This window comes from Allofournierella massiliensis (assembly GCF_004345265.1).
Lineage (GTDB): Bacteria > Bacillota > Clostridia > Oscillospirales > Ruminococcaceae > Allofournierella > Allofournierella massiliensis.
This window is the reverse complement of sequence record NZ_SLUM01000014.1, coordinates 1-25,997: the sequence shown is the minus strand read 5'-3', so window position 1 is coordinate 25,997 and position 25,997 is coordinate 1. Positions and strand designations below refer to the sequence as shown.

The following is a 25,997-nucleotide window of genomic DNA, read 5'->3' as shown; positions in this document are numbered from 1 at the left end:
TTATTCGGCCTCCTCGAAGGCGTTCACAAAGTCGTTCACGGTGTAACAGCGGGCGGCAGGGTCCAGCCGGCGGGCCATGGCGAAGATTTCCGGCGGGCGGATGCCCACCCGGTCGATCACGTCCTGCCGGGCAAAGATTTCGTCCCGGGGGCCGTCGGCAATCACCTGGCCCTGATACAATACGATGATCCGGTCCGCCCACTGGCAGACCAGCTGCATGTCGTGGGTGGCGATGACCGCCGTGTGGATCACGTCCTTCATCTCCTCCAGCACGCCCAGAATCTCCCGGCGGGTGGCGATGTCCAGATTGGCGGTGGGTTCGTCCAGCAGCAGAATGGCCGGGTTCAGCGCTACGCCGATGGCAAGGCTGGCCCGGCGCATCTGGCCGCCGGAGAGCAGCCGTCCGTCCCGGTCGGCAAGCTCGGTGAGCCGGAACCGGGCCAGCAGCTCCTCACAGCGGGTCTGCCAGTCCGGCACGCCCCGCACCTGCATGGCATAGGCGATGTCGGCCCGGATGGAGTCCTTGATGAACATTTCCTCCGGGTTCTGGTAGACCAGTGAGATCAGTCGCCCCAGCTCCTCGGCCCGGCGGTCGCCCACCGGCTGGCCCAGCAGGCTTACCTGGCCCTCGGCGGGGCGCAGCAGGCCCACCATCAGCTTCATCAGGGTGGACTTGCCCGCTCCGTTGGAGCCGATCAGCGCCACCCGCTCGCCCTGGCGGATGGTCAGATTCAGCCCGTCAAAAATGGTGCGGGCTTCGCCCTTCACCGAGCGGTAACGCAGCTGAATGTTCTCAAACTCCACGGCCTGCGGAGCATCCGGCACCACAGATGCGGGTGCTGGAGCGGGCAGCCGGAAGGGCAAGGCGGAAAAACAGTCGACTCCGGTATCCACGGTGGTGGGCAGGGGCGCGTCCTCTGCCAGCAGACCCCGCTTTTGCAGCAGTCGGCCCGCCTGGGTTACCTGCGGCGGAAAGATGTTGCAGTGTTCCAGCTCATCCACCCGCTGAAGGGCCTTTTCAGTGGGCAGCTTCCACTGCACCTGACCGTCCTTCAACAGCAGAACATTTTTGCAGTAATCGGCAATGTATTCGGTGTGATGCTCAATCACGATGATGGTCTTGCCGTGGTTCTGGTTCAGATCCCGCAGCACCTCATAAATGCGGTCGGCGTGCATGGGATCCAGCTGGGCGATGGGCTCATCCAGAATCAGGATGCCCGGCTGCAGCGACACTGCGCCCGCCAGCGCCAGCAGATGGGTCTGCCCGCCGGACAGCTGCCACACATATTCCTCCTCGCGCCCCTCCAGCCCGCACTGGGCCAGAGCGCGCCTTCCCCGATCCTTGTAATCGGGGAAGGCGTAGTTCAGGCAGGAATAGGAGGCGTCGTCCAACACGGTGGGGCGAACGATCTGGTTTTCGAAATCCTGATAAACATAGCCCACCTTCCGGGCAAGTTCGCCCACATCGGCACTCAGGGTGTCCTGCCCGTCCACGGTGACAAGGCCTTCAAACCGGCCGGTGATGAAATGGGGGATCAGGCCGTTGAGCACCTTGCACAGGGTGCTTTTGCCGCAGCCGTTGTTGCCCACAATGGCCAGAAAGTCGCCCTGCTCCACAGTGAGGGAAAGGTTGTTCAGGGTGGGCTTTTCCGCCCCGGGGTAGGTGTAGGTCAGGTGTTGGATCTCCACTGCGTTCATGATCAGCCAGCCACGTTCCTTTCGCTGTTTTTCTTCAGGGCAAGCAGCACAATCACAGCCAGCGCGGCGGCAACCACCATGCCGGCGGCCATTGCGGTGCCGCTTTCAGCCCAGCTGGCCTCCCAGTCGATCAGGGCCATGCCGGCGGTGGCGGCCAGCTCAGCCAGAACAGCCACCACGAAGCCCAGCACGCAGATGCCCGCGACCCGAAGGTTTACGCCGCCTTCTGCGCCCGCAGTGCGGGGAGCCATGCCCAGCAGGGGCTCGATCTTGCCGTACAGGCGGGGAACCAGATACAGAGTGGGCAGCATGCAGAACAGAATGCCGCTGAACAGGAAATCGTTCAGGAAGGCGAAGCCCTCGGTGGCAAATACGCTTTCGGGCAGGCCGGCCACGGCCTCAAAATCCTCCACGGCGAACTGCACCTTCAGCACGTCCACCACAGCGCCCATGAACAGCTGCAGGCCGGTGCCCGCAAGGGCGGCCGCGCCCACCGCCAGCTTGTTGCGGGGATCCTTCACCAGACGGCCGGCGATGTAAACGCCGATGGCAACGGTGATGAACTTCTCCAGCTCGCCCAGGCCGCCGAACTGGCCCAGCATGATCTCGCTGAATACCAGCTCACCGGTGGAAGCGCCCAGCGCCGCGCTCAGCGGGTCGAACAGCATGGCCAGGGTGAGGGGGATGAACAGAAAATATTCCACCGAGAATTCCACCAGACCGATCTGGAACTTGGGGATCAGCTCGGTAAACAGGGTGGCCAGGCCGTAGAGCGACATGGTCAAAACAAAAATCATCAGTTTCTGCGACTGGGTGGCAGTCGTTTTTTGCGATGCGTTCATGAATGGATTCCTCCCGTTTTCTTCTCGTTCTCAAAGCAGTCCGCACCCGGCATTTCGGGTGCATCATCAGTGTACCAGAGAAAATGTAAGTTTTTCCTGCAAATAAATGTTAAATGCAAGTTAATTTTCTTTCTGGACAAAATTGCGGGCATTTGCCCACAAAACGGTGGGAAGGAGAAGGGAAAACGCTGTTTTTGGGTTGCATGCAGCAGCGGGATACGGTATAGTAAAAAGGTCAGGCCCAAAGCAAGGGGTCTGAATGAGAACGAGAGAAACCTCTGATCCAAAAGAAAGGAAACGCGGTTTATTATGAAAGCTTTACTGGATATCCTGCGCGGTATCGTGATCGGTATCGCAAACATCATTCCCGGCGTGTCCGGCGGCACCATGGCGGTGTCCATGGGCATCTACGACAAGCTGATCAGCGCGGTGACCGGCCTGTTCAAGCATTTTAAGGAGAGCATGAAGCTGCTGATCCCTCTGGGCATCGGCATGGGCATCGGCATTGTAGGCTTCGGCTTTTTGCTGGAGTACCTGCTGGAGGCCCATGTGCTGGCCACCTGCCTGACCTTTGTGGGCCTGATTCTGGGCGGCCTGCCCATCCTGTGGGTGAACCTGACCCGCAACGTGGCCAAAAAGCCCGGCGGCCGCATCGGTGCGGGCGAAGTGATCAGCTTCCTGGTGCTGCTGGCCATCGGCGTGGGCTTGCCTCTGCTGCAGGGCTCCGAGGGTGCGGTCAAGACCCTGACCCTGAACCCCGGCACCATTGTGGTGCTGTTCCTGCTGGGCCTGATCGCCAGCGCCACCATGGTAATTCCCGGTGTGTCCGGCAGCATGGTGCTGATGGTGCTGGGCTATTACAGCACCATTCTGGCGCTGGTTACCGGCACCGTAACCATGCTCAAGGACATGGACATCGGCGGCGTGATCAACAACTGCCTGCTGCTGGCCCCCTTCGGTGTGGGTGTTGTGCTGGGCATCTTCCTGATCGCCAAGGTGATTGAGTATCTGTTCCAGCGATTCCCCAGCCAGACTTTCGCGGCCATCATCGGCCTGATCGTCTCCTCTCCCTTTGCCATCCTCTATTCTGCCGACGCTCTGAGCGGCTTCTCGGTGGTGGAGCTGGTGGTTGGCCTGGTGCTGGCGGCCCTGGGCGCCTGGGTCACCTGGCTGATGGGCAGCAAGGAAGAGGCCTGATTCATCCTTTGAAAAAACGAGCAAGCGGCGCGCCGCCTGCTCGTTTTTTTGTGCGGGGTTGCCCAAGGCAAAAAAATCTTTCAATTTGTGAAGAAAACCTCCTTCCAGGTTCGTTGTATTGGGCGAAGGGGCAAACAAGTAAGGGAAGGGGGCGTTCAGCCGAGTGACCAATGCACAGTTCAGCGCACTGGTGGAGCAGTATCAAAAGCTGGTCTATACCGTGTGCTACCAGCTGGTACGGGATCATCAGCTGGCGGAGGACCTGACCCAGGATACATTTGTTGCAGCCTTTTCTCACATGGATGACTGCCCGCCCGAACATTACAAGCCCTGGCTGGCCCGCATCGCGACCAACAAAGCCCGCGACCATTTGAAGAGCGCCTGGAACCGGCGGGTGATGACCCCCGGAGACGAGTCCATGCCGGAAACGGCGGCGGTGGGCGCGGCACCCCCGGGGCCGGAGGATCTGACGGTGAGCGAGACGGAAGCCCAGGCAATCCGCCAGATGGTAAAGGACCTGCGGGAGCCCTATTACCAGGTGTCGGTGATGTATTTTCTGCAGGAGCGCAGCGTGGAAGAGATCGCCCGCGCTCTGCGCCGCCCGCCCAAAACGGTACATACCCAGCTGTATCGGGCAAAACGCCTGCTGCAGCAGCAGATCACAGAAAGGAGACAGGCGCAATGACGGAACTGTTTTTACAAAACGGCCATCTGAGCGACGAGGGACTGCAGGCCCTCATCGACGGTACGCTGGATGAATTGCAGCGGCTGGAAGCCGCGGAGCATCTGAGCTTCTGCGACGAGTGCCTGACGCGATATACTGCTCTGCTTACCGGGGATGTGCTGGAGGAGCCGGAGCAGGACGTAACTCTGCCGGTGATGCGCAGGCTGCGCCGTCGGGCCGTGAAGAGCGCCTGGAACCGGTATGCAGCGGCGGCCGCCGCGGTGGTGATCACTGCGGGCCTGTGGTACAGCGGTGTGTTTGGCGGAGCCATGGAGGCGCTGGCCATCCAGCCGCCCGCGCTGGAGCAGACCGCACAGGCGCAGGAGCCTGGCCCGCTGGGCCAGCTGCTGGAGCGCATCGGTGTGGCCGACGGGGGCGAACCGGCCCGGCCGGACAACGGCCTTGGCCCGGAGCACCGGCCGGCAAACGTGCACCAGCTGGATGATCCGGAAGAAGCCGGGCCGGATGAGCCGGACGATACAGAGAACGGCGGGCTGGGCCAGTGGCTGAGCCAGCTGATCAACCGGCAGGACAACTGATCAAAACGACTGAATGGGAGCGTGCGACAATATGATCAAAAATGGATTTTTGACCTTCTGCTTTTCCTTTATCCCGGGCGCGGGTCAGATGTATCAGGGATACATGAAACGGGGCCTTTCTCAGGTGACCGCCTTTGTGCTGCTCATCGCTTTGGGAGCGGGGCTGTTCGGCCCCATCGCGGTGTTCGCCGCCGTGGTGTATATGTACAGCTTCTTCGATTCGCTGAACCTGCGCAGCCAGCTGAAGATGGGCATCTGCCCGCCGGACGAGTACCAGTTCAATCTGGACGAACTGAAAGGCCTTGCCCGGCTGGCCATGCAGCGCCACAATCTGGTGGGCTGGGGCCTGGTGCTGCTGGGCGTCTGGGGCCTTTACTCCAACTTCATCTATCCCTGGGTGTGGGATCTGGCCGACATCTTCGGTTACGACAACCCGGTGGTGAACGCGGTGCGTTCTCTTATCAACAATCTGCCCACGCTGGCGGTGTCGGTGATCTTCGTGTACGCGGGCGTGCGGCTGATCCGGGGCTCCGGCCCGAAAAAGGGCGGCGAGCTGCCGCAGGATCTGGAGGACGATTTCACCGAATACAAGGGTGAATGAGGGAGGAACAGGCAATGAACAATACCGATTTTGAACCGATGAACCCCATGGAAGAAACCGCACAGCCGGAAATGCAGGCAGACCGGCCGCAGGGCGCGCCGCAGCCCCGGCGGGCGCAGAAGATGCGCCAGGAGCGGCCGAAGGTGCGCCGGGTGGGCTTTTTCACGCTGGGCATTGCGCTGATCCTTACCGGCGGCTGCATTGCCGCAAGCATGATTCTGCCGGATTTCCCGCTGTTCACCGTGGCAAAGCTGGCTCCGCTGGTGCTGGTGGCTCTGGGTGTAGAGGTACTGTGGGCCAATGCCCGTAAGGGTGACGCCCAGCTGAAATACGATCTGCTGAGCATGTTTGTCTGCTTTGTGCTCATCTGCGCCAGCATGGGCGCGGCCACCCTGCCCATTCTGCTGCGCTATTACGGGCCGGATCGGGAGTACACTGAGCGGCGGCTGGAGCAGGAGCTGGAGGAGCATCTGAATGAGAAGCTGCCTGACGGAATCGTGCTGGATGGTTACAGCTATGTGGACCTGAACCGGATGGAGTTCGACAGGGAAATGACGCTGGCGGATCTGAAAACCGAGGATCTGGTGCGGGTGAATCTGACCCTGGCCGGTGCATACGCGGATGAAAATGCCTTTGCCGAGGCCTGCGCGCAGATGCTGCCCGCCCTGCGGGAGCTGGGCGTGGATCAGGTGGACTTCCATTCGGAGAATGGCGACGATCAGTGGGAGCTGCAGATCGGCGGCCCGTTCCAGATGAACGCCAGTGCTCAGGAGCTGGCGGTTCAGGTGACCCACATGGTGCGCTACTGGGAGGACGACAGTTACACCTGGTGGGATGAGGATGAGCTGACGGAGCATCTGGCCGAACAGGAGAATACCGACCGGCAGGAGCCTCAGCCGGAAGCTGATTCCACAGAGATCACCATGGAACAAGCCGGTGAGACCAGCGCGGAAGTGACCGCCATGGAGAACGGCTGAGAAAAATTCAATACGCAAAAGCCCCGCAGAGCTGCGTAATGACGCATGCTCTGCGGGGCTTTTTTGAATATCAGTAGACAAAGGCGTTCTGCACAAGATAATTGATCACGAAGAGAGCCACGTCCACCGGAATCTTGGCGCCCAGCTCGGGAAGACCGGGAACAAGGCCCACCAGCAGCGAGACGAAAAATGCGCTGGCCAGCGTTTTCAGAATGGTGAGAATGGTATAGAGCGTAGCGCTGCGCTGGTGCGCCGCACGGCTCTGAAAGACGAAGAAATAGTTGATCAGATAGTTCATCAGGCTGGAAAGCACCCGCGCCACAATGGTGGCGGCGGTGATGTAGACTGCCTCCGGCAGATAGGGCCGCAATGCGCAGCACAGCAGCCAGAACGCCCCCAGATCCACCCCGGAGGAAACCAGCGAGGAGGCAGCAAAGGGCACAAAGGTTCGCCAGCCGCGTTTTGCGGCCGGGGACTCAGAATTGGAAGAACACATGAAACCTTACTCCATTCAGACAAAAACAGTGGGGCTACAGCGCCGCGTGCACCGCAGCCAGAATGGCGGGGGCGCTGCGCAGTGCATCGGGGGCAAGCTGTGTGGGGGAGAGCTCCACACCCAGATCCTCCAGCCCCTCGAACAGGGTGATGCGGGCAAGAGAATCCATCAGCCCGCTTTCGATCAGATCCATACCCTCCTCCAGCGCCCGGGGCGTGCCGCAGGCGTTGGCGATCAGGCTCAGGATCATGTCGTCGGTCAGTTGCATTGAAAATGTCTCCTTTCGGCGATCACAGCAGAAATTCCCGGGCCAGCTGCGCCCGGTCGCACTTGCCGTTTTCGGTCACCGGCAGCTCGTCCAGCCAGAACAGCCGGCCGGGCAGCATGTAGGCGGGCAGGCGCTGAGCCAGCAGACGGCGAACCTCCTCTTCTGGCAGGCGGGCGCTTTGGGCTGCCTGCAAAAAGGCGCAGAGCCGGCGCACCCGGCCGTCCGGTGAGCGCTGGGGCAGCACCGCCGCCCGCTCCACACCGGGCAGAGCGTGTAGTGCGGCTTCCACCTCGCCGGGCTCGATGCGCCAGCCGCAGTATTTCAGCTGGTCGTCCAGCCGACCGGTGCACCACACATGGCCGCCCTTCACAAAGCCGCTGTCGCCGGTGCGGTACCAGCCGCCGGAAAACCGGGCGTCGCCGCTGCCGGGCAGGTAGCCGGAAAACACGCTCTCGCCCCGCAGGGCCAGCTCGCCGGGCTCCCCTTCGGCAAGGAGTTCTCCCTTTGGGCCAAGCGCCGCGATTTCCACCGCAGCCTGCTCCACAAGACCCACCGGAAGAGGGCCGTCGGCAAAGGTGGCCAGCGCGTCGGCCGCGTTCACCGCACACACCGCGCAGGCGGCCTCGGTGGGGCCGTAGGCGTTCAGCAGGGCTGCGCCGGGGAAACGGGACAGGAATTTCTCCGCCGCCGGTCTGGGCAGCACCTCGCCGCAGCAGAACACCGCCCGCAGCTTCGGCATCAGCGCCGGGGAGAAGTTTTTGTCGCACAGGCACAGCTCCAGAAAGGTGGGGGTACACACCAGCACCGCTGCGCCGCTGGCCGAAAGCTGCCGGAACAGCAACGCCGGGTCGGCCAGCTCTTCACGGGAAAGGCTCACCAGCCGCCCCTGTCCGCAGAAGGCAAGGGTCAGATCCGTCAGCGAGAGATCGAAGGAAAAGCCTGCCTGCCCCACCACCGTCTCGCCGGGGGCGAGGGTCAGCGCGGGCCGGGCGGTGATCCAGCGGGCAAAGTTCGCCAGCGCCCGCCGGGGCACCGGAATGCCCTTGGGCCGGCCGGTGCTGCCGGAGGAAAACAGAATGTAGGCGGTCTGTTCCGGGCTGCAGGGGCGGGGCGCAGCCAACGGCTCAATAATGCCCGGCTCGCACATGGGCCAGAGGGGCGCGGTCGGCAGCTCTTCCGGCCAGGGAGCGGGGGCTTCGTCGGCAAACAGCAGAGCGGCGGCCCCCGCCTGGCGGAACACGGTTTCCACCCGAGCGGCGGGCCAGCCCTCGTCGCAGGGCACGTATGCCCGGCCCGCCAGCAGGCAGGCCAGCATGCCCACCGGCAGGGCGGGCTGCTTGTGGCCGTAAAGCAGGATGGGGCCTTCGCCCGGCCAGAGCTGCCCCAGCGCCGCGGCCAGAACCCGGGCGCGGGTGAGCAGCTGGCCGTAGCTAAGCCCCCATCCGCCGCTTTCGTAGGCGGGCAGATGGGGGCTTTGGGCACAGCGTTCCACAAGATCGTTCAAACAAATCCGATTGTTCACACAGCATTCTCCTTTTGCGGGTCAGGGCACCATTGGCCGCCGTCCTCCCTGCGCAGCTCTTCCGGCGGAATCAGGGCCGGGTCGAACAGTACCCGGGAGTGATTGTCCAGAATCAGCTCCCGGCGCAGTGTCCGGCCGCTGGCCCGGTCAATGGTGAGCTTGTAGACCTGGCTCAGCCGGTAGTAGCCGTCGTCCAGGCGGGCATAGTGGCTGTTTTCCTCCACCAGCCGGTAGCGGCAGGGGAAGGGGCGCAGGCAGCGCAGCTCGCCGCAGAGCTCGTCCTCCCGCAGCCAGACCAGCAGCTGCACCGGCTGATCGCTATCGTTGCGGAAGCGGTAATCCACATTGTTGTAAAACACTGAGGTTCCGGTGCCGAAGGGCACGGTGCGCCGCTCGTCCGGGAACAGGGCATCGGAATGATGGTGCAGCTCGGTGACGGTGAGGGGGCTGTTCAGCACCAGCCAGTGGATCAGGTTTGCCAGCTGGCACAGCCCGCCCCCGATGCCCCGGCCCAGCTGCCCGCCGGAGATGGTCAGCCCTTCCTGATAGCCCTTGCGGCGGGTGGCGTTGCCCACCGTGCGCCAGAAGGAGAAGGTTTCGCCGGGGGCGATGATCAGCCCGTTCACCTGCGCGGCGGCCAGCTCCAGGTTGCGGGCCTTGCCCTCCTGCAGCCGGGGATCCACTCCGGCCAGCCGGCGGCGGATCACCGAGCAGTGGCCTTTCACCAAAGCAGGCAGAGGCTCGGCCTGCCGGGTGGAGGCAAACCGCTGGCGGCCCGTCAGATCCTGCACACGGCGCAAAAGCCGCTCCTTGCGCAGAGAGATCCGGTAGCATACCGGGCCGTATTCACAAAACAGTTTTCGCCGCGCCATGGCGCTTCGCCCTCCTTGCCGTGCGGGTTCTGCGGGGAAAAGGAATAAGTTTACGATACAATATCCCGGCAGTAATGTCAAACAGACCGGAATGCACTGTTAAAAAATAAACGCATTTGTAAAATGCTTTTTGGTTGTACTTTGTGCCTGCCCGTGCTACACTGAACATGGATTATTTCAAAAATTTGAACAGTTGCCGGCGCCGCTTTCGGCCCGGTGGAAAGGTGAGAAGGAATGAAACTGCTCAAAGGATATACAAAAGAAGAAAAGAGCTGGATGATGTACGACTGGGCCAACAGCGCCCACTCGGTGATCGTGGTCACCATCCTGCCCATCTTCTACAATACGGTTGCGGGTTACATGGCGGATTCTGCCTCCGGTATGAGCACCTGGGGCTACGCCACCAGCGCGGCCATGGCCATCGTGGCGCTGCTGGCCCCGGTGCTGGGGGTGTTCGGTGACTTCAAGGGCATGCGCAAAAAGCTGTTTGTGGGCTTCATGCTGGTGGGCGTTGTATCCTGCGCGCTGATGGCCGCCACTCCCATGATGGACTTCATGGAGCCGGGCATGGCGGAAAAGGTGGGCATGGCAGTGCTGGCGCTGTACATTCTGTCCACCATCGGCTTCGCCGGTGCGAACCTTTACTACGACAGCTTTTTGAATGACGTAACCACCGAGGACCGGATGGACAAGGTGTCCACCATGGGCTACGGCATGGGTTACATCGGCGGCTCCACCATTCCGCTGCTGACCTTCCTGATTCTGAATCTGGTGCTGGGCAGCGACAAGATGCTGTTCTGCCTGTCCTTCGCTTTCGGCCTGACCGCCGTGTGGTGGCTGGTGTTCAGCATCCCCCTGCTGAAAAACGTGGAGCAGAAGAGCTACAACGAAAAGACCAAAGGCGCGGTGGGCCACGCACTGCGGGGCCTGGCCGGTACCGTGAAGGAGATATTCCATCACAAGGCCATGTTCGTGTATCTGATCGCCTACTTCTTCTACATCGACGGCGTGAACACCATCATCCACATGTCCACCAGCTACGGCGATACCCTGGGCCTGGATTCCACCAGCATGCTGCTGGCGCTGCTGCTGGTGCAGGTGCTGGGCCTGCCCTTCTGCCTGCTGTACATCAAGGCCAGCGAGAAGTTCGGCGCCCGCACCATGGTGGGCGTGGGCATCTGCGTGTATGTGGGTGTGACCATCTTCGGCTTCTTCCTGCGTGAGGTCTGGCAGTTCTGGGTGATGGCCATCATGGTGGCCACCAGCCAGGGCGGCATTCAGGCGCTGAGCCGCAGCATGTTCGGCAAGATGATCCCGGACAAAAAGCGCAGCGGCGAGTTCTTCGGCTTCTACGATATCTTCGGCAAGTTCAGCGCCATCATGGGCCCGGCTCTGGTGGGCTGGAGCAGCGCCATCGCTTCGAACGTGGCCCTGAACAAGATGGGCCTGACCCGTGCCACCGCCAGCGCCGATGTGCTGGCTCAGGTGGACACCGCGGCCGCGCCCTGGGGCATTCTGAGCCTGCTGTTGATCTTCTTCGTGGGCGGCGGGCTGTATTTCTTCGTGCTGCCCCGCTACCTGAACGGGAAAAAGTAAAACCGGAAAGAAAATACAAAAAGAAAACCGCCCCGGGGCAAAAAACGACTGGCCCCGGCGGCGGTTTTCTTTTATAATCTAGATAGAGATTCAAATCGGGCGCCTTGCCCGCGCAGCATCCCCGGTCTGCACGCCCCCCGGCGGGGCGGATCGGGGCAAATGGTGCTGCCCGAAACAGCACAGAAAGGAACTTCCATGTTCGAGATTTTCAAGCATACAGCGGAATACAAGCGCCTGCAAACGGCGCTGCAGACCCCCGGCGCGGCGGCCCTGTTCGGCATGCCCCCGGTGGCCCATGCCCGGCTTCTGCGGGAGCTGGCGGAAGAGAATGGCCAGAGCCTGCTGGTGGTGACCCCCGGCGAGGCGGAGGCTACCCGTTTTGCCCAGGATCTGGAGGCGCTGGGCCTGCCCGCCGCCGTGTTCCCGCCCCGGGACTTTCTGCTCCGGCCCATCGAGGGTGCGGGCAGAGAATACGAGTACCGCCGCCTGGCGGTGCTGGGCGATCTGGTGGGTGGCCGTCTGCGGGCGGTGTGCGTGCCCGCCGAGGCCCTGCTGCAATACACCGTACCCAAGGCCGAGTTCTGCGCCAACACCCTGACCTTGAAGCCGGGCATGACCATTCCGGTGAAGGAGCTGGCCGCCCGGCTGCTGGCGGCGGGCTACCACCGGCGCAGCCAGGTGGAGGGCCCCGGCCAGTTCAGCGTGCGCGGCGGTATTGTGGACGTGTTCCCGCCGGACTCCAGGGCCCCCGCCCGGGCGGAGTTCTGGGGCGATGAGATCGACACCCTGAACAGCTTCGATATTCTGAGCCAGCGGCGGGATGACGCGCTGGAAAAGGTGTACATCTCGCCCGCCCGTGAGGTGCTGTTCGGCGATGCGGCCGAGACTGCCGCCGCCCTGCGCAGCGCCCTTGCCGCCCAGAAGGGCCGGCGGGCCAGCGCCATGGAAAAGGCCATGGAAGCGGATCTTGCCCAGCTGGACGCGGGCCTTGTGCCCGAGGCGCTGGACAAGTATCTGGGCATCCGCTACCCCAAGCCCGCCACCCTGCTGGATTACTTCGACAATGCGATTCTGGTGCTGGAGGAGCCCAGCGCCATCCGGGAGGCTCACAAGGCCACCCAGTTCCGCCGCACCGAGGAGATGAAGGGCCTGTTTGAGGAAGGGCTGCTCTGCCCCGGGCTGGATGTGCTGTATCAGGATCTGCCGGATCTGATGCATGCGGTGGACAGCATGCCCAGCCTGTGCTGCGAGAATTTTGCCCGCACCATGCCGGAGATAAAGCTGAAGGACATCGTGAACGCCCCGGCCCATGCTCATCCGCCCTTCAGCGGCGAGGTGGCCTCGCTGGCCGAGGATCTGGAGCCGCTGACCAGGCAGGGCTATGTGGTGGAGCTGCTGGCGGGCACTTCCCGCGCCGCCGCCGCGCTTGCAAAGGATCTGGCGGCCAAGGGCTTTGCCGCCACCGCTGCAAAGGATGTGCTGCCGGGGCCGGGTGTGGTCGCGGTGCGCCCGGGGCACCTGACCGGCGGTGCGGAGTTTCCCTTTGCCAAATACGCCCTTTTCACCAGCCGCAAGGCGGGCAGCGCCGACAGCGGCAAAAAGCCCGCCAAAAAGAAAAACAAGGACGCCCTTTCCAGCCTGACCGACATCAAGCCCGGCGATTATGTGGTGCACCAGAACCACGGCATCGGCATGTATACCGGTATCCAGCGGCTGGAAGTGCAGGGTGTGGTGAAGGATTATCTGAAGATCAGCTACGATAAGGGCGACACTCTGTATGTGCCGGTCACCCAGCTGGACCTGCTCAGCCGCTACACCGCCCCCGGCGATTCCGACAAGGTGAAGCTGGCCAAGCTGGGCGGCACCGAGTGGGCCAAGACCCGCCGCCGGGTCAAGACCGCCGCCGCCGAGATGGCTCAGGAGCTGATCGAGCTGTATGCCAAGCGGCGACAGGCCAAGGGCTTCGCCTTCCCGGAGGACAGCGACTGGCAGCGGGACTTTGAGACTCGCTTTGAGTACGACGAGACCGGCGACCAGCTCACTGCCGCCGCCGAGATCAAAAAGGACATGGAAAAGCCCTGGCCTATGGATCGGCTGCTCTGCGGCGACGTGGGCGTGGGCAAAACCGAGGTGGCCCTGCGGGCGGCCTTCAAGTGCATCATGGGCGGCAAGCAGTGCGCCATTCTGGCCCCCACCACTCTGCTGGCCTGGCAGCATTACAACGGTCTGCTGGCCCGGATGGAGGCCTTCCCGGTGAAGGCCGGGCTGCTCAGCCGGTTCCGTACCCCCACCCAGCAGAAGGAGACGCTGCGGGGCCTGAAGGAGGGCACCGTGGACGTGGTGGTGGGCACCCACCGGCTGCTGAGCAACGACGTGAAATTCAATGACCTGGGCCTTGTGATCATCGACGAGGAGCAGCGGTTCGGCGTCAAGCACAAGGAAAAGCTGAAGGAAGCCTTCATCGGGGTGGATATGCTCACCCTGTCTGCCACGCCCATTCCCCGTACCCTGAACATGGCCATGAGCGGCATCCGGGATATGAGCACCATTGAGGAACCCCCGGTGGAGCGCCAGCCCATCGAGACCTATGTGATGGAATACGACGCCAACATTGTGGCCGAGGCCATCAAAAAGGAGCTGGCCCGGGGCGGGCAGGTCTACTACCTGCACAACCGGGTGGACAGCATCGACGCCTGCGCCGGCATGGTGGGCCAGATGGTGCCCGGGGCCCGCATTGCCACCGCCCACGGCAAGATGACCGAGGAGCAGCTGTCCAAGGTATGGCAGCAGCTGCTGGACGGCGAGGTCGACATTCTGGTCTGCACCACCCTGATCGAGACCGGCGTGGACGTGCGCAACTGCAACACCCTCATCATTGAGGACGCGGACAAGATGGGCCTTGCCCAGCTGTATCAGATCCGGGGCCGGGTGGGCCGTTCCGGCCGCAAGGCCTACGCCTACTTCACCTTCCGGCGGGACCGGGTGCTCACCGATGTGGCGGCCAAGCGGCTTTCCGCCATCCGGGAGTTCACCAGCTTCGGTTCCGGCTTCCGCATTGCCATGCGGGATTTGCAGATCCGGGGCGCGGGCAGCCTTCTGGGCCAGAGCCAGCACGGCCACATGGAAGCAGTGGGCTACGATCTGTATGTGAAGATCCTGAACAACGCCATCGCCATGGCCAAGGGCGAGGAGCTGCAGCCGGACAAGAGCGAATGCCTGATCGACATCACGGTGGATGCCTACATTCCCGAGCGCTACATTGCCGAGGCGGCGGGCCGCATCGAGGCCTACAAGCGCATTGCGGCCATCGAGACCGAAGAGGACGCGCAGGATGTGCTGGACGAGCTGATCGACCGTTACGGCGACGTGCCGGACAGTGTGGCGGGTCTGGTGGACATCTCGCTGGTGCGGGTGAGCGCCGCCCGGGCCGGCATCTACGAGATCGGCCAGAAGCGGGACGCGCTGATCCTTTATTCCGACACACTGAACGCCCAGCGGGTGAAGCTGGCGGTAGCTGCGCTGCCCGGGCGCATCACCGTGAACAGCAGTGCCAAGCCCTATCTGGCGGTGCGGGTGGCCCCCGGCGAAAAGCCGCTGGAGCTGCTCAAACAGGCGCTCAGCGCCCTGGGGCCGGTTCAGGAGACGGACGGCGAGGAGAAAAAGGCATAAATTTGCACCCAAATGCCGCCCGAAAAGCAAAAAGAATTGAGAAATCGGCCAATATCGTGTAATATAAAAGGGTATGCGTAATCATTTTCGCATACCCTTTTTTTCAGCGATTTTACCGCCCTCTGCCTGCCGAAAAGGCCGGGGGCTGAAAGGAAGATTGAATTCCATGCCGGAAGGCTATACTCACATCCGAACCGCCCGGGCGTCGGCGCGGCTGGCGGGCATCACCCCCGCCGACGGCGCGGCCTTCGACTGCGGCGCAAACGGGCCGGACATGCTGTTCTGCTACCGGATCTGGCGCAAAAGCGCCCGCCGGGGCGAGGATCTGCCCAAAATCGGCGACCGGCTGCACGACGAAAATACCGGTGCATTGTTGCAGTCTTTGCTGGAAAACGCAAAGACTCCGGCGCAGCAGAGCTATGCGCTGGGCTTTTTGTGCCACTACGCGGCAGACTGCGCGTTGCACCCTTATGTGGTGATGATCACCAAACCGGGCGCGGCTTATAGCCGACCCGGCGGCCACGGCTATTTTGAGATCGCGCTGGACAGCTTTCTCCATCAGAAGGATACCGGAAAAAGCGCGGTGCCGGTGAACGACAATACCCCCGCCCTGAACGGGCAGGCGCTGGATGGCGCGGTCGAGCTTTTGCAGGCCGGCATTCAGGCGGCGCTGGGGCTGACCGTGAGCCGGCAGGCATTGAAGGACAGCTTCGCCCACACCCGGATGCTCCGGGGCCATTTCGTGAGCCGGCTGCGCGTGAAGTATGCGCTGTTCTGGCTGGTGGAGCCGCTGTTCGGCGGCCGGGGCTTCATCACCGGCCACATCACCCCCGCCCGCCTTGCGGGCACCCGCAAGGGCGAAAAGCCGCTGCCGGAGGTCTGGGAGCATCCCTTCACCGGCGAGCAGCAGACGGACCTGGCCGGCCTGCTGGATCAGGCCGAGCGCACCGGTGCAGCCTATATGCTGGCGGCGCAGGGCTACTGGCAGGGCAAGCTGCGGCTGGAACGGGCTATGGAGGTCATCGGCTCCCGCAGCTATCTGTCCGGTCTGGAGGATGCGCGAAGCGCCCCAGCCCGGCAGCAGGAACCAGCGCCCGCGGAGCAGCCGGAACCCGAACCGGCTGTGGAGGCAGAGGTCGAGCAGCAGCCCCGCTGGGAGGATATTGACATTTCCGGCGAACTGGACGATAATAGTGTAGGTTAATGAGATTATACGGCCCGCCACGGTGTGCGGGCAGAAGGTTTGAAAATAAAGTGAGGAAGAATGCTATGCTGAAACTGGAGCATCTGGCCTGGAGCATTCCGGGCGGCGAGAGCATCATCAAGGATATCGACCTGGAGCTGGGCGAGGGCAAGCTGGTGGTGGTCACCGGCCCCAACGGCGGCGGCAAGACCAGTCTGGCCAAGCTGATCGCCGGTGTGGAGACCCTGAGCGGCGGCCGCATCATTTTTGACGGCGAGGACATCACCGATATGGACGTGACCCAGCGAGCCAAAAAGGGCCTGGCTTATGCCTTCCAGCAGCCGGTGCGCTTCAAGGGGCTCACCGTGCGGGATATGCTGGAGCTGGCCGCGGGCAAGGAGCTGAACGAGGGCGAGCTGTGCGCGCTGATGGGTAAGGTTGGCCTGTGTGCCAGCGAATACATCGACCGCGAGCTGAACGCCAGCCTGTCCGGCGGCGAGATCAAGCGCATCGAGATTGCCAGCGTGCTGGCCCGCAAGGCAAAGCTGTCCATCTTCGACGAGCCGGAAGCCGGCATCGACCTGTGGAGCTTCGCCCGTCTGGTGGAGACCTTTGAGGAGCTGCGTGCCAAGAGCACCGGCACCCTGCTGGTGATCAGCCATCAGGAGCGGATTCTGTCCATTGCGGACGAGATTGTCGTCATTGCAGACGGCAAGGTGCGCCAGCACGGCCCCCGGCAGGAGATTCTGCCTCAGCTGCTGGCCAATGAACACGCGGTGCGCTGCCCGCTGGAAAAGGAGAGTGCGATCGTATGAACCAGATCACCGACGAACTGCTGCGCCTGATCTCCGCCAACCCCATCGACGGAAAGAGCGCTTTTAACATCCGGGAGGACAGCCAGTGCGCTGGCCGCCAGTCCACCGAGAATATCTCCATCGAGAACAAGGAAGGTGCGCCCGGCATCGTGATCCGGGTCAAGCCCGGCACCAAGGGTGAGACCGTGTACATCCCCGCCTGCGTGACCCACGCCGGTGTGGACGATCTGGTCTACAACGATTTTTACATCGGCGAGGGCGCCGACGTGACTGTGCAGGCCGGCTGCGGCGTGCACAGCGAGGGCGAGGAGCAGGCCCGCCACAACGGCATTCACCGCTTCTTTCTGGAGAAGAACGCACGGGTGCTGTATCTGGAAAAACACATCGCCACCGGCAACGGCACCGGCGAAAAGCGCATCGACCCGGTGACCGACATCGAGCTGGCCGAGGGTGCCAGCCTGGAAATGGACACTGTGCAGCTGGGCGGCGTGACCAGCACTACCCGCAAGACCCGTGCGGTGCTGCAGAAGGACGCCCGTCTGGTGGTGCGCGAGCGCATCATGACCGACGGCGACGAGTTTGCCCGCACCGATTTTGTGGTGCGCATGGAGGGCGAGGGCGGTGCCTGCGATCTGGTGAGCCGCAGCGTGGCCCGGGGCAATTCCCGTCAGGAGTTCTACTCCACCATCAAGGGCAACGCCCCCTGCACCGGCCACTCCGAGTGTGATGCCATTCTGGCGGAAAACGGCAAGGTGCTGGCTCAGCCCGGTCTGGAGGCCAATCATGTGGACGCTCAGCTGATCCACGAGGCCGCCATCGGCAAGATTGCCGGCGAGCAGCTGCTGAAGCTGCGCACGCTGGGCCTGACCAGCGAGGAAGCTGAGGAAAAGATCATTCAGGGCTTCCTGAAATAATCTGTTTTTTAAAATACGCCGGGAGAGATCCCGGTGTATTTTTTGTGCCCTGGGTTTTCCACAGAGAATGCCTGCTTCCGTGGAAAACTAAGCCGGGAACATACAGAACCGCCCGGGAAAAATTTCCCGGGCGGTTCTGCTGTTTGAAAAAGAAGATTGGAAGAAATCTTGGGGGAAATGTTTCGTCTGAAAACTGGCGGAAGCGGTTATCCGGCATGCCCCGAATCGGGGGTGTTCCGGTCCGGTGCGGGGTGGCTGCAATGTCCGCCCGCGTGGCAGCTGCCGGAACAGCCGGCGCAGCCACCGGAACAGCCGCAGCAGCCGCCCTTGCCGCCAAAATGTTTCTTTGTGGCCAGAACAGCCAGCACCAGCATCACCGCAACGATCAGGATTACAATCAGATCTGCAAATGTCATAATGGAAACTCTCTTTCTGCCGCGGCGCGTGCGGCTTATTTTTTGAAGCGTTTTTTTAGCCATTCCGCCAGGCGGAACAGGCCCATGGCCGCAAAGTAGAGCGCCAGAAACGCGGCCAGCACATAGAACATGGAAACAGATGGTTCACCCATGGCTTACGCAGCGGCCTCCACCGAACGTCTTGCATAGACCCGGTTGGCCTTGTAGGGATCCGGACGGAACAGCAGGAACAGGATCACCGCCAGCACTGCGAAGGCGATGAAGGTCCAGGGGTTCACGGCAACCTGACCGGTGGCCAGACCACCCAGCTGATACACGATCAGCGCCACCGCGTAGGCGAAGATGTTCTGATAGAGAATGGCGAACCAGAACCACTTGCGGTCCTGCATTTCCTTGGCCATGGTGGCAATGGCCGCCAGGCAGGGGCTGTTCAGTAGGTTGAATACCAGGAAGGAGAAGCCGGCGGCTGCACAGGGGAACCAGGTGCCCACCGCGGCGGCTACCGCGCCGGTATCCTCCACCAGATCCTCGGATACGTTGGCCAGCACGCCCATGGTGGAGACGATGGCCTCCTTGGCGGTGAAGCCGGAGATGGAGGAAGCCACAGGCTGCCACTGGCCGAAGCCCAGAGGGGCGAACAGCACCGCGATGGCGCTGCCTACCACAGCCAGCAGGGAAGCGGAGGTATCCTCCACCAGACCGAAGGCGCCGTTCTCAAAGCCAAAGCTGGAGAGGAACCACATGACCACGCAGGCCAGGAACAGAATGGTGCCGGCCTTGATCAGGTAACCCCGCAGCCGTTCCCACACGTGCATCAGCACGGTTTTGGCACTGGGCATGTGGTAGGCGGGCAGCTCCATTACAAAGGGGGCGGGCTTGCCGGAGAAGGGTTTGGTCTTTTTGAGCATGATGGCCGACACCAGCACCGCGCCGATGCCGATCACATACATCACGGGGCCCAGGTTTGCCGCCAGCAGCTTGCTGCCGGTGGCCTGACCCGCCATCACCGCGCTGAGCAGGGCGATGACCGGCAGCTTCGCGCCGCAGGGAACAAAGGTGGTGGTCATAATGGTCAGGCGGCGGTCGTTGTCCTGCTCAATGGTCTTGGAGGCCATGATGCCGGGCACGCCGCAGCCGGAGGAGATCATCAGAGGAATGAAGCTCTTGCCGGAAAGGCCGAAGTGGCGGAAGATCCGGTCCATCACAAAGGCGATGCGCACCATGTATCCGCAGTCCTCCAGAATGGAGAGGAAAAGGAACAGAATGGCCATCTGGGGTGCAAAGCCCAGCACGGCGCCCACGCCGCCGATGATGCCGTCCACCACCAGGCTGGTGAGCACATCGCTCACGCCCGCGCTGGCCAGCAGATCGCCCACCATGCCCTGGATGCCGCCCACGAAGGTGTCGTTGGTCCAGTCGGTGACCCAGGTGCCCACGGTGGACACCGAAATGTAGTATACCACCCACATGATCACAAGGAAGATGGGCAGGCCCAGCACCCGGTTGGTTACCACCCGGTCGATTCGGTCCGAAAGACTCATCTGCCCGGCGGGCTTTTTCACGGTGGCGTGCACCAGACCCTGAATGTGACGGTAGCGCTGATCGGTGATCACGGCCTCCACATCGTCGTCGTATTCTTTGGCAATGGCATCAGACAGAGGCTTGTAGGCGTTGTCCTCGCCCAGATGCAGCTGCTCCAGCACCTTGGAATCCTGCTCCAGCAGCTTGATGGCGTACCACCGCTGCTCCTGATCCGGAACGCCTGCAGGCAGATTGGCGCAAACCTCTGCGATCTTTTCCTCGATGGCCTTTTCAAAAACAGCCCCGGGCCGCTTGATCTGGCGGCTTTTTGCCAGCTTTACAGCCTCGGCCACCACTTCCTTCAGACCGGTGCCTTTTAAGGCGCTGGTCTCCACGATGGGGCAGCCCAGCCGCAGTGAGAGGTCGGCCACGTCAATGTGGATGCCGTTTTTCTTCACAAGGTCGCTCATGTTCAGCGCCACCACCACCGGGATGCCGGTCTCGATCAGCTGGCCGGTCAGGTAGAGGTTACGCTCGATGTTGGTGGCGTCCACCAGATCGATGATCACGTCAGGGCGGTCATTCAGAATGTAATCCCGGGTAACCACCTCTTCCAGTGTGTAGGGGGAAAGCGAGTAAACGCCGGGCAGGTCGGTCACATCGACCACCTCGCCCTTTTTGCCGGTTTTCAGTTTGCCGGTCTTTTTCTCCACGGTAACGCCGGGCCAGTTGCCCACATATTGATTCGCGCCGGTCAACGCGTTGAACATGGTGGTTTTGCCACAGTTCGGGTTGCCGGCCAGTGCAATGGTGATTGCCATAGCTGTGAATTCCTCCTCCAGTGTTGGTTTACGCAAGCAAACTATGATTAGTCAAAACTAACCAATGGGCGAAAAAAACAGCCGTGCCGCTTATGCGGTTACCGGCTCCACGTCCACGCAGGCGGCGTCCGCCTTGCGCAGCGACAGCTCATATCCGCGTACGGTAATTTCCACCGGGTCGCCCAGGGGGGCCACCTTGCGAATGTGGATCTCGCTGCCTTTGGTGATGCCCATGTCCATGATGCGGCGCTTGTAGGCGCCTTCGCCGTTGATGCGGCGCACGGTCACACGGGTGCCGACTTTTGCATCCTGTAAAGTCATGATCAATTTCTCCTCCTCTAAGCTCCGGCCACCGGGGCGACCGGCCTGTTGCCAACGGAAAGCGGGCGCAGGGGCCCGCCTCCGCTTACACATAGATATGCAGGGCCTGCTCCTGATTGATGGCGATGCGGGCGTCTTTTACATGGACAATCACATCGCCCTGCAGCTGGTTGACCAGCGTAACGCTGACCCCTTCGTGGAAACCGAGAGCCCGCAGGTGGGCCCGAACCTCAGAATTGCCGCTGAGCCGCCGAATCACATAGGACTGACCGACCGCCGCCATGGAAATGGGCATCATAACGCATCCTTTCTTTTGCGCACTGTGCCCGGGTGCGGGCGCAGCATCGCTGCAATGGTTAGTAACATCTAACTGCAATACAAGGTTAGCACTGACTAACACCTTTGTCAATAGATTGTCGTAAAAATTTTTAAAAGACTGCAAAACAAAAACCGCCCCATGCCGAAAGCAAAGGGCGGTTGCGTGTTGAAAGTGCAAATAATTCAGCTCATCTGAGGCAGCAGAGCCAGATACTTCTGCCGGTAATCTTCCAGAATACGGTTGTATTCCGGGCTGCTGCCGGCGTGCAGTGCCTGCTTGCGGGCGTGGGCGTCCATATCCAGTTCATTGCCCACCAGTCGGCCGGCAATGTTGGAGCAGTGGTCGGACACACGCTCTGCATTGGTGACAATATCCAGGAACACGATGCCGGCCTCCAGTTCGCACCGGCCGGACTTCAGCCGCAGGATATGCCGCTCCCGCATGGCAAGGCAGATCTGATCCACCGTTTCTTCCAGGGGCTCCACCTGTTCGGCCTTGGCCAGATCCGCGCCGGAAAAGGCGCCGGCCGTCAGCTGCAGGATTTCCTTTACGGCCTGATACAGCAGCTCCAGCTCCTGCTTTGCGGCGGAGGAAAAATGCAGTTCCCGATCCTGCACCCGCTGGGCACATTCCAGAATGTTGATGGAATAGTCGCCAATGCGCTCGTATTCACCGATCAGCTTCAGCAGTTCGGTGATCTGCCGGTTTTCGTTTTCGGTCAGCTCCCGGTCACCGATCTTCACCAGATAATCCGAGATGGACACCTCCATCTTGTCCAGAAGATCTTCACGGGTCTGAATGTTCTGGGTTACCTCATCGTTGTAATGCTCCAGCTGACCAAATGCCTTGCAGAAGTTGGTGGAGGCGCGGCGGCCCATCTTCTCCACCGCGGCCCGGGCCTGCTGCAGGGCCACCGCGGGGCTGGTGAACAGACGCTCGTCCAGCACGGGCAGCGAGAGATCCTGCGCATCCTCTGCACGCTCGGGCACGGTTTTTTCCGCCAGCCAGGCCAGTGCCCGGGTGAAGGGCATGAACATCAGGGTAACCAGCACATTGAACAGGGTGTGGAAGTTGGCAATGTCGCCCTTGCTCATCACCTGATCCCAGAAGGGGAACAGGCCAACGGCCTTCAGGCCATAAATGCCCACCAGAAAGACCGTGGTGCCGATTACGTTGAAATAAAGGTGCACGATGGCGCTGCGCTTGGCCCCGGTGGATGCGCCGATGGAGGCGATCAGCGGGGTGGAGCAGGTGCCGATGTTCTGGCCCAGGATAATGGGGATGGCGCTGCCCCAGGTAATGGCGCCGGTGGTGGACAGCGCCTGCAGAATGCCCACGCTGGCCGAGGAGGACTGAATGGCCACGGTGACCAGCGCGCCTGCCAGCACACCCAGAATGGGGTTCTGCAGGCTGGAAAACAGCTGTACAAAGAAGGGGCTGTCCTTTAAGGGGGCCACTGCGGCTTCCATGGTGAACATGCCGGTAAACAGGATGCCGAAGCCCATCATGATCTGGCCGATGTTGCGCTTTTTGGGGGCCTTGAAGAACACGAACAGAATTGCGCCCGCAAAGGCCACCAGCGGGCTGAAGGTGCTGGGTTTGAGCATGGTGAGCAGCCAGCCGCCGCCGGAAATGTCCGAGAGACGAATCAGCTGGCCGGTGACGGTGGTGCCGATGTTGGCGCCCATGATCACGCCGATGGCCTGAGGCAGCGTGAAGATGCCGGAGTTCACCAGGCCCACGCAGATTACGGTTGTGCCGGCCGAGGACTGAATCAGGCCGGTAATCACCGCGCCCAGCAGCACTGCCCGGGGCACCGAACGGGTGAGCCGCTGCAGAACGCCTTCCAGCTTGCCGCCAGCCAGTTTTTCCAGGCCGGCGCCCATGATGGACATGCCGTAAAGAAACAGCGCGATGCCGCCGGCCAGATTGATCACATTAAAAATGGTCATAAAATGCAGTCTCCTGAATTTTGTGATATGTGCATACCTGAATCATTATACCATTTTTTTGCCGTTTTCGGTCTGAAAAGCGCGAAATATTCTACCTTGATTTTACAAAAACAGGGTGGAAAAGCTGTTTTTATAAAAATACCCCCTTTGCCCGCGGGCAAAGAGGGGGCACTCAGCTTTCGCTTAGTACGATCAATGTGGCGCGGGCGGGCAGGCAGGCGGCCCAGTCATCCTCCCGGCTCAGCCACCCGAAGCCTTCACACTTGTGATCCGGGCAGGGGGAATCCACAAAGGCGATCCGACCGTCCTCCACCTTCAGATGGATGGTGTAATAGCCGGTATCGATGTCGTATTGAGCGTCCTTGTTCAGGGGAATCTCCATTACGGTGTTATCGTCCCCGTAGGTGAGTTCGGCCACGCCGCCGGTGCTGCGGCCGCTGTTCATCCAGAACAGGATACCGGCGGCAGCCAGCAGTACCACCGCGAAAATCACGTTGATCCAGATTTTTTTGGAACGCATGGGAGTAAAGCTCCTCTCGTCAGTTGTTAAAATTGGCCTGCCGGATGGGCAGATATACTCAGTATAACAAAAAACGCACGAGCCGAAAAGGCTGAAACGTGAATTTGGCGAAAGCGCGTGCGGGTGATATGATAGAGAAAACGTAATAAACGCAGCAGAAAGGATTGCAAAGATGGATAACAGGATAATGGATTGCCTGAAAAGCAGTCAGGGATATGTGGGGCAGAACCGGGCAATTCCGGGGGAATGGAAAGAAAAGGCCCGACGGCTGTGCTGGGAATACAACCAGTCTGCGCCGGATCAGCAGACCCGTTCGGAACTGTTAAAGCAATTGCTGGGCACCTGCCACCCGCTCACCTTTATTGAGCCGACATTTCGTTGCGACTATGGATTCAATATTCACACGCATGGTCTGGCGGTGATCAACTATAATTGTGTGATTCTGGACACATCTCCGGTACACATCGGCGCCGGGGCATTCATTGCGCCCGGAGTGTGCCTGGCCTGTGCCGGCCATGCTCTGGATCCGGAACAGCGGGCCGAGGGAATCGGAACATCCAGACCGATTACACTGGAAGAAGATGTTTGGATCGGTGCCAATGCGGTGGTTTGCGGCGGAGTAACCATCGGAAAAGGCTCTGTGATTGGGGCGGGGAGCGTGGTTACCAGAGATATCCCGGCGGGCGTGGTGGCCGCAGGGGTGCCCTGCCGTGCAATCCGCCCCGTCACCGAAGCAGATCGGATTCCACCGGAGCAGATGGCTTTCTGATTTTTGGGGAAAATTTAAAAATCCTTCATGGAATGCAAAGGATACCATGGTATACTGAGCCAAAATACCGGCTGCTGCCGATGGAGGAACGCGAAATGGAGCCCGAATTTGTATTTGAAGTTACCACAATCGATGACCGACTGGCCCCTCAGCTGAGCCAGGTGCTGCGGTATTGCGCGGATTTTTCCTCCCGCCAGAAGCTTCCGGTGTTGTGGGAATTTACGGATCGGCTGAATCGGATTCCCAAAGCGGACCCGGAGATACTGGAAAAGCGTCGGCGGCGGGAAGGCATGTGGGGGATAGTGTTATGGGGGCTGAGCCTGTTTTTGCTGGTTCCCTCTGTAATGGATCCATCAGAGCTGGCGGCACCGCTTGTGCTGAGCGTGTTGGGGTTTTTCCTGGGGTGCATTGCCATGCGGAGCAGAAAGCGGAAGCTGTTGGGCGGGCTGAACCTGGCAATGGGCATTGTCCTTTGCCTGGGAGCGTTTCTGGAGTACACACATTTGAAGGCGTTACTGATACCGGGAATTCTTTGCCTTGCGGTTGCGCTCTGGGCTTTGGCCGCAAAACAGACACACCGGAAGGAGTCTGCTTTTGACCGTCAGGCACGAGAGCTGATCCGTCAACGTCGAACGGTTGCAGATATGGAGCGAATGCGGGTGATCTTTAGCGACGAAGGAATGGTTTTGAGCGATGGCACCGAAACGGGAGCCCAGTGCTTTGTTTATGATAAATTCCTGTTTGTGGGGGAAACCGAGGAGCTGCTGGTACCGGTGTGCGGGCAGAGAGCGGTGGTGCTGCAAACGAAAGATCTGTGCAGTGGCTCTTTGGAGGAATTGAGAATGTTTTTGCAGGAACGGGTGACTTATAAGTGGATTCAGGAGATATAGCCTGTATCGAAGTCAGGTCGTCAGGAGAAAATGAAAAGCCGCTGTATTTCCTTGGAAATACAGCGGCTTTTGGTGCGCCCGGCGGGATTCGAACCCACGGCCTTTAGAGTCGGAGTCTAACGCGCTATCCAGCTGCGCCACGAGCGCACATTAATTGGTGCAGAAATTATCTTATCATATTTTAAAGACTTTGAAAAGGCTTTTTCTCAAAAAAGATAAAAAGTTTTTTGCGGGGATTTGGGAATTGACGGGTTATATCGAAAAAAGACGCGCCTTATATATAAATACAATTATAAGGGTGGAAAAGCCGTTGCCCCCAAAAAACAGAAATAAAATTGAAAAAAGCTGTTGACATGTGTTTCCTTGTGTGGTATTATAATCAAGCTGTCGCGAGAGACAGCGAGCCGCTGAAAAGCTGATAAAAAATATTTCAAAAAAGTGCTTGACAAACAAGACTTCACGAGATATAATAAACAAGCTGTCCCGCGAGGGAGAGCGGCACAGGACCTTGAAAATTGAACAATATCGAAGCTTGAACGGAACCTTAATCGTGAT

Annotated in this window: 24 protein-coding genes and 1 tRNA gene; 12 read left to right on the top strand and 13 right to left on the bottom strand. The window is 60.8% G+C overall.

Features of this window, described 5'->3' with window-relative positions:
• Together EDD77_RS09255 and EDD77_RS09250 are read right to left on the bottom strand one after the other, a co-directional pair.
• Positions 1–1,698: an ABC transporter ATP-binding protein gene (locus tag EDD77_RS09255; RefSeq protein ID WP_058963516.1), complete on the bottom strand. Its 1,698-nt coding sequence runs from the start codon at positions 1,696–1,698 to the stop codon at positions 1–3.
• Between the two features lie 2 nt (positions 1,699–1,700).
• Positions 1,701–2,540 (bottom strand): hypothetical protein, encoded by an 840-nt coding sequence (locus tag EDD77_RS09250; protein ID WP_058963517.1) that lies wholly within the window; start codon positions 2,538–2,540, stop codon positions 1,701–1,703.
• A gap of 309 nt (positions 2,541–2,849) precedes the next feature.
• On the opposite strand from EDD77_RS09250, the gene EDD77_RS09245 reads away from it, so the two are divergent.
• The 5 genes from EDD77_RS09245 (at position 2,850) to EDD77_RS09225 (ending at position 6,578) form a co-directional block, all read left to right on the top strand.
• Positions 2,850–3,737 (top strand): DUF368 domain-containing protein, encoded by an 888-nt coding sequence (locus EDD77_RS09245; protein WP_058963518.1) that lies wholly within the window; start codon positions 2,850–2,852, stop codon positions 3,735–3,737.
• Positions 3,738–3,900: 163 nt separating this feature from the next.
• A complete protein-coding gene (locus EDD77_RS09240) occupies positions 3,901–4,422 on the top strand; it encodes an RNA polymerase sigma factor (protein WP_187120492.1) in 522 nt (173 codons plus the stop codon).
• Positions 4,419–5,000, top strand: coding sequence for an anti-sigma factor (locus EDD77_RS09235; protein ID WP_058963519.1), 582 nt, complete (start codon positions 4,419–4,421; stop codon positions 4,998–5,000). Before EDD77_RS09240 ends, EDD77_RS09235 begins: the two co-directional genes overlap by 4 nt.
• Positions 5,001–5,031: 31 nt before the next feature.
• Entirely contained in the window at positions 5,032–5,601 is a 570-nt protein-coding gene (locus tag EDD77_RS09230) for a hypothetical protein (RefSeq protein ID WP_058963520.1), read from the top strand.
• A 14-nt stretch (positions 5,602–5,615) separates the two neighbouring features.
• Positions 5,616–6,578 carry a hypothetical protein gene (locus EDD77_RS09225; protein ID WP_058963521.1) on the top strand — a complete coding sequence of 321 codons (963 nt, stop codon included), beginning with the start codon at positions 5,616–5,618 and terminating at the stop codon, positions 6,576–6,578.
• A gap of 70 nt (positions 6,579–6,648) precedes the next feature.
• On the opposite strand, the gene EDD77_RS09220 is transcribed toward EDD77_RS09225, so the two are convergent.
• From EDD77_RS09220 to EDD77_RS09205, 4 genes are read right to left on the bottom strand one after another with little or no spacing between them, the layout of a single operon-like run.
• Positions 6,649–7,074, bottom strand: a complete 426-nt coding sequence (locus tag EDD77_RS09220) for a GtrA family protein (protein ID WP_058963522.1) — start codon at positions 7,072–7,074, stop codon at positions 6,649–6,651.
• A gap of 34 nt (positions 7,075–7,108) precedes the next feature.
• Positions 7,109–7,342, bottom strand: coding sequence for a hypothetical protein (locus EDD77_RS09215; protein WP_058963523.1), 234 nt, complete (start codon positions 7,340–7,342; stop codon positions 7,109–7,111).
• 22 nt (positions 7,343–7,364) lie between these two features.
• Positions 7,365–8,864 (bottom strand): AMP-binding protein, encoded by a 1,500-nt coding sequence (locus tag EDD77_RS09210; protein WP_058963524.1) that lies wholly within the window; start codon positions 8,862–8,864, stop codon positions 7,365–7,367.
• Entirely contained in the window at positions 8,861–9,736 is an 876-nt protein-coding gene (locus EDD77_RS09205) for a VanW family protein (RefSeq protein ID WP_058963525.1), read from the bottom strand. Before EDD77_RS09205 ends, EDD77_RS09210 begins: the two co-directional genes overlap by 4 nt.
• 234 nt (positions 9,737–9,970) lie before the next feature.
• Here EDD77_RS09205 and EDD77_RS09200 point away from each other — a divergent pair, with 234 nt between their 5' ends.
• From EDD77_RS09200 to EDD77_RS09180, 5 genes are all read left to right on the top strand, one after another.
• Entirely contained in the window at positions 9,971–11,332 is a 1,362-nt protein-coding gene (locus tag EDD77_RS09200; RefSeq protein WP_058963526.1) for an MFS transporter, read from the top strand.
• Positions 11,333–11,491: 159 nt separating this feature from the next.
• Positions 11,492–15,001 (top strand): transcription-repair coupling factor, encoded by a 3,510-nt coding sequence (gene mfd, locus EDD77_RS09195; protein WP_243117491.1) that lies wholly within the window; start codon positions 11,492–11,494, stop codon positions 14,999–15,001.
• 166 nt (positions 15,002–15,167) lie between these two features.
• Positions 15,168–16,205 (top strand): zinc dependent phospholipase C family protein, encoded by a 1,038-nt coding sequence (locus EDD77_RS09190; RefSeq protein WP_058963528.1) that lies wholly within the window; start codon positions 15,168–15,170, stop codon positions 16,203–16,205.
• A 65-nt stretch (positions 16,206–16,270) separates the two neighbouring features.
• The gene (locus EDD77_RS09185) at positions 16,271–16,999 is read left to right on the top strand and encodes an ABC transporter ATP-binding protein (RefSeq protein ID WP_058963529.1); all 729 of its coding nucleotides are present in this window, start codon (positions 16,271–16,273) and stop codon (positions 16,997–16,999) included.
• Entirely contained in the window at positions 16,996–17,913 is a 918-nt protein-coding gene (locus tag EDD77_RS09180; protein WP_058963530.1) for a SufB/SufD family protein, read from the top strand. The genes EDD77_RS09185 and EDD77_RS09180 overlap by 4 nt, the downstream gene beginning before the upstream one ends.
• 206 nt (positions 17,914–18,119) lie before the next feature.
• On the opposite strand, the gene EDD77_RS09175 is transcribed toward EDD77_RS09180, so the two are convergent.
• The 6 genes from EDD77_RS09175 to EDD77_RS09150 all read right to left on the bottom strand — a co-directional run bounded on the left by EDD77_RS09175 (position 18,120) and on the right by EDD77_RS09150 (position 23,783).
• Positions 18,120–18,329, bottom strand: coding sequence for a hypothetical protein (locus EDD77_RS09175; protein ID WP_058963531.1), 210 nt, complete (start codon positions 18,327–18,329; stop codon positions 18,120–18,122).
• Positions 18,330–18,484: 155 nt separating this feature from the next.
• On the bottom strand, positions 18,485–20,671 hold the full coding sequence (gene feoB / locus EDD77_RS09170) for a ferrous iron transport protein B (RefSeq protein WP_058963532.1): 2,187 nt from the start codon (positions 20,669–20,671) through the stop codon (positions 18,485–18,487).
• Between the two features lie 90 nt (positions 20,672–20,761).
• Positions 20,762–20,995 carry a FeoA family protein gene (locus tag EDD77_RS09165; protein ID WP_443983744.1) on the bottom strand — a complete coding sequence of 78 codons (234 nt, stop codon included), beginning with the start codon at positions 20,993–20,995 and terminating at the stop codon, positions 20,762–20,764.
• 82 nt (positions 20,996–21,077) lie between these two features.
• Entirely contained in the window at positions 21,078–21,290 is a 213-nt protein-coding gene (locus EDD77_RS09160; RefSeq protein ID WP_058963534.1) for a FeoA family protein, read from the bottom strand.
• Positions 21,291–21,493: 203 nt separating this feature from the next.
• Positions 21,494–23,263 (bottom strand): Na/Pi cotransporter family protein, encoded by a 1,770-nt coding sequence (locus EDD77_RS09155; protein WP_058963535.1) that lies wholly within the window; start codon positions 23,261–23,263, stop codon positions 21,494–21,496.
• Between the two features lie 172 nt (positions 23,264–23,435).
• Positions 23,436–23,783 carry a NusG domain II-containing protein gene (locus EDD77_RS09150; RefSeq protein ID WP_058963536.1) on the bottom strand — a complete coding sequence of 116 codons (348 nt, stop codon included), beginning with the start codon at positions 23,781–23,783 and terminating at the stop codon, positions 23,436–23,438.
• A 172-nt stretch (positions 23,784–23,955) separates the two neighbouring features.
• Between EDD77_RS09150 and EDD77_RS09145 the strand changes: the two genes are divergently transcribed.
• The gene (locus EDD77_RS09145; protein ID WP_058963537.1) at positions 23,956–24,552 is read left to right on the top strand and encodes a sugar O-acetyltransferase; all 597 of its coding nucleotides are present in this window, start codon (positions 23,956–23,958) and stop codon (positions 24,550–24,552) included.
• Between the two features lie 95 nt (positions 24,553–24,647).
• Entirely contained in the window at positions 24,648–25,442 is a 795-nt protein-coding gene (locus EDD77_RS09140) for a hypothetical protein (protein WP_058963538.1), read from the top strand.
• Positions 25,443–25,512: 70 nt separating this feature from the next.
• Here EDD77_RS09140 and EDD77_RS09135 read toward each other — a convergent pair.
• Positions 25,513–25,589, bottom strand: a tRNA-Arg gene (locus tag EDD77_RS09135).
• Positions 25,590–25,997 lie beyond the last annotated feature (408 nt).

What these genes read in the sequence shown, in the direction of transcription:
- EDD77_RS09255 (WP_058963516.1), bottom strand. Translation starts at nt 1,698, where the DNA reads ATGAACGCAGTGGAGATCCAACACCTGACCTACACCTACCCCGGGGCG.
- EDD77_RS09250 (WP_058963517.1), bottom strand. Translation starts at nt 2,540, where the DNA reads ATGAACGCATCGCAAAAAACGACTGCCACCCAGTCGCAGAAACTGATG.
- EDD77_RS09245 (WP_058963518.1), top strand. Translation starts at nt 2,850, where the DNA reads ATGAAAGCTTTACTGGATATCCTGCGCGGTATCGTGATCGGTATCGCA.
- EDD77_RS09235 (WP_058963519.1), top strand. Translation starts at nt 4,419, where the DNA reads ATGACGGAACTGTTTTTACAAAACGGCCATCTGAGCGACGAGGGACTG.
- EDD77_RS09230 (WP_058963520.1), top strand. Translation starts at nt 5,032, where the DNA reads ATGATCAAAAATGGATTTTTGACCTTCTGCTTTTCCTTTATCCCGGGC.
- EDD77_RS09225 (WP_058963521.1), top strand. Translation starts at nt 5,616, where the DNA reads ATGAACAATACCGATTTTGAACCGATGAACCCCATGGAAGAAACCGCA.
- EDD77_RS09220 (WP_058963522.1), bottom strand. Translation starts at nt 7,074, where the DNA reads ATGTGTTCTTCCAATTCTGAGTCCCCGGCCGCAAAACGCGGCTGGCGA.
- EDD77_RS09215 (WP_058963523.1), bottom strand. Translation starts at nt 7,342, where the DNA reads ATGCAACTGACCGACGACATGATCCTGAGCCTGATCGCCAACGCCTGC.
- EDD77_RS09205 (WP_058963525.1), bottom strand. Translation starts at nt 9,736, where the DNA reads ATGGCGCGGCGAAAACTGTTTTGTGAATACGGCCCGGTATGCTACCGG.
- EDD77_RS09200 (WP_058963526.1), top strand. Translation starts at nt 9,971, where the DNA reads ATGAAACTGCTCAAAGGATATACAAAAGAAGAAAAGAGCTGGATGATG.
- mfd (WP_243117491.1), top strand. Translation starts at nt 11,492, where the DNA reads ATGGTGCTGCCCGAAACAGCACAGAAAGGAACTTCCATGTTCGAGATT.
- EDD77_RS09190 (WP_058963528.1), top strand. Translation starts at nt 15,168, where the DNA reads ATGCCGGAAGGCTATACTCACATCCGAACCGCCCGGGCGTCGGCGCGG.
- EDD77_RS09185 (WP_058963529.1), top strand. Translation starts at nt 16,271, where the DNA reads ATGCTGAAACTGGAGCATCTGGCCTGGAGCATTCCGGGCGGCGAGAGC.
- EDD77_RS09180 (WP_058963530.1), top strand. Translation starts at nt 16,996, where the DNA reads ATGAACCAGATCACCGACGAACTGCTGCGCCTGATCTCCGCCAACCCC.
- EDD77_RS09175 (WP_058963531.1), bottom strand. Translation starts at nt 18,329, where the DNA reads ATGACATTTGCAGATCTGATTGTAATCCTGATCGTTGCGGTGATGCTG.
- feoB (WP_058963532.1), bottom strand. Translation starts at nt 20,671, where the DNA reads ATGGCAATCACCATTGCACTGGCCGGCAACCCGAACTGTGGCAAAACC.
- EDD77_RS09160 (WP_058963534.1), bottom strand. Translation starts at nt 21,290, where the DNA reads ATGATGCCCATTTCCATGGCGGCGGTCGGTCAGTCCTATGTGATTCGG.
- EDD77_RS09155 (WP_058963535.1), bottom strand. Translation starts at nt 23,263, where the DNA reads ATGACCATTTTTAATGTGATCAATCTGGCCGGCGGCATCGCGCTGTTT.
- EDD77_RS09150 (WP_058963536.1), bottom strand. Translation starts at nt 23,783, where the DNA reads ATGCGTTCCAAAAAAATCTGGATCAACGTGATTTTCGCGGTGGTACTG.
- EDD77_RS09145 (WP_058963537.1), top strand. Translation starts at nt 23,956, where the DNA reads ATGGATAACAGGATAATGGATTGCCTGAAAAGCAGTCAGGGATATGTG.
- EDD77_RS09140 (WP_058963538.1), top strand. Translation starts at nt 24,648, where the DNA reads ATGGAGCCCGAATTTGTATTTGAAGTTACCACAATCGATGACCGACTG.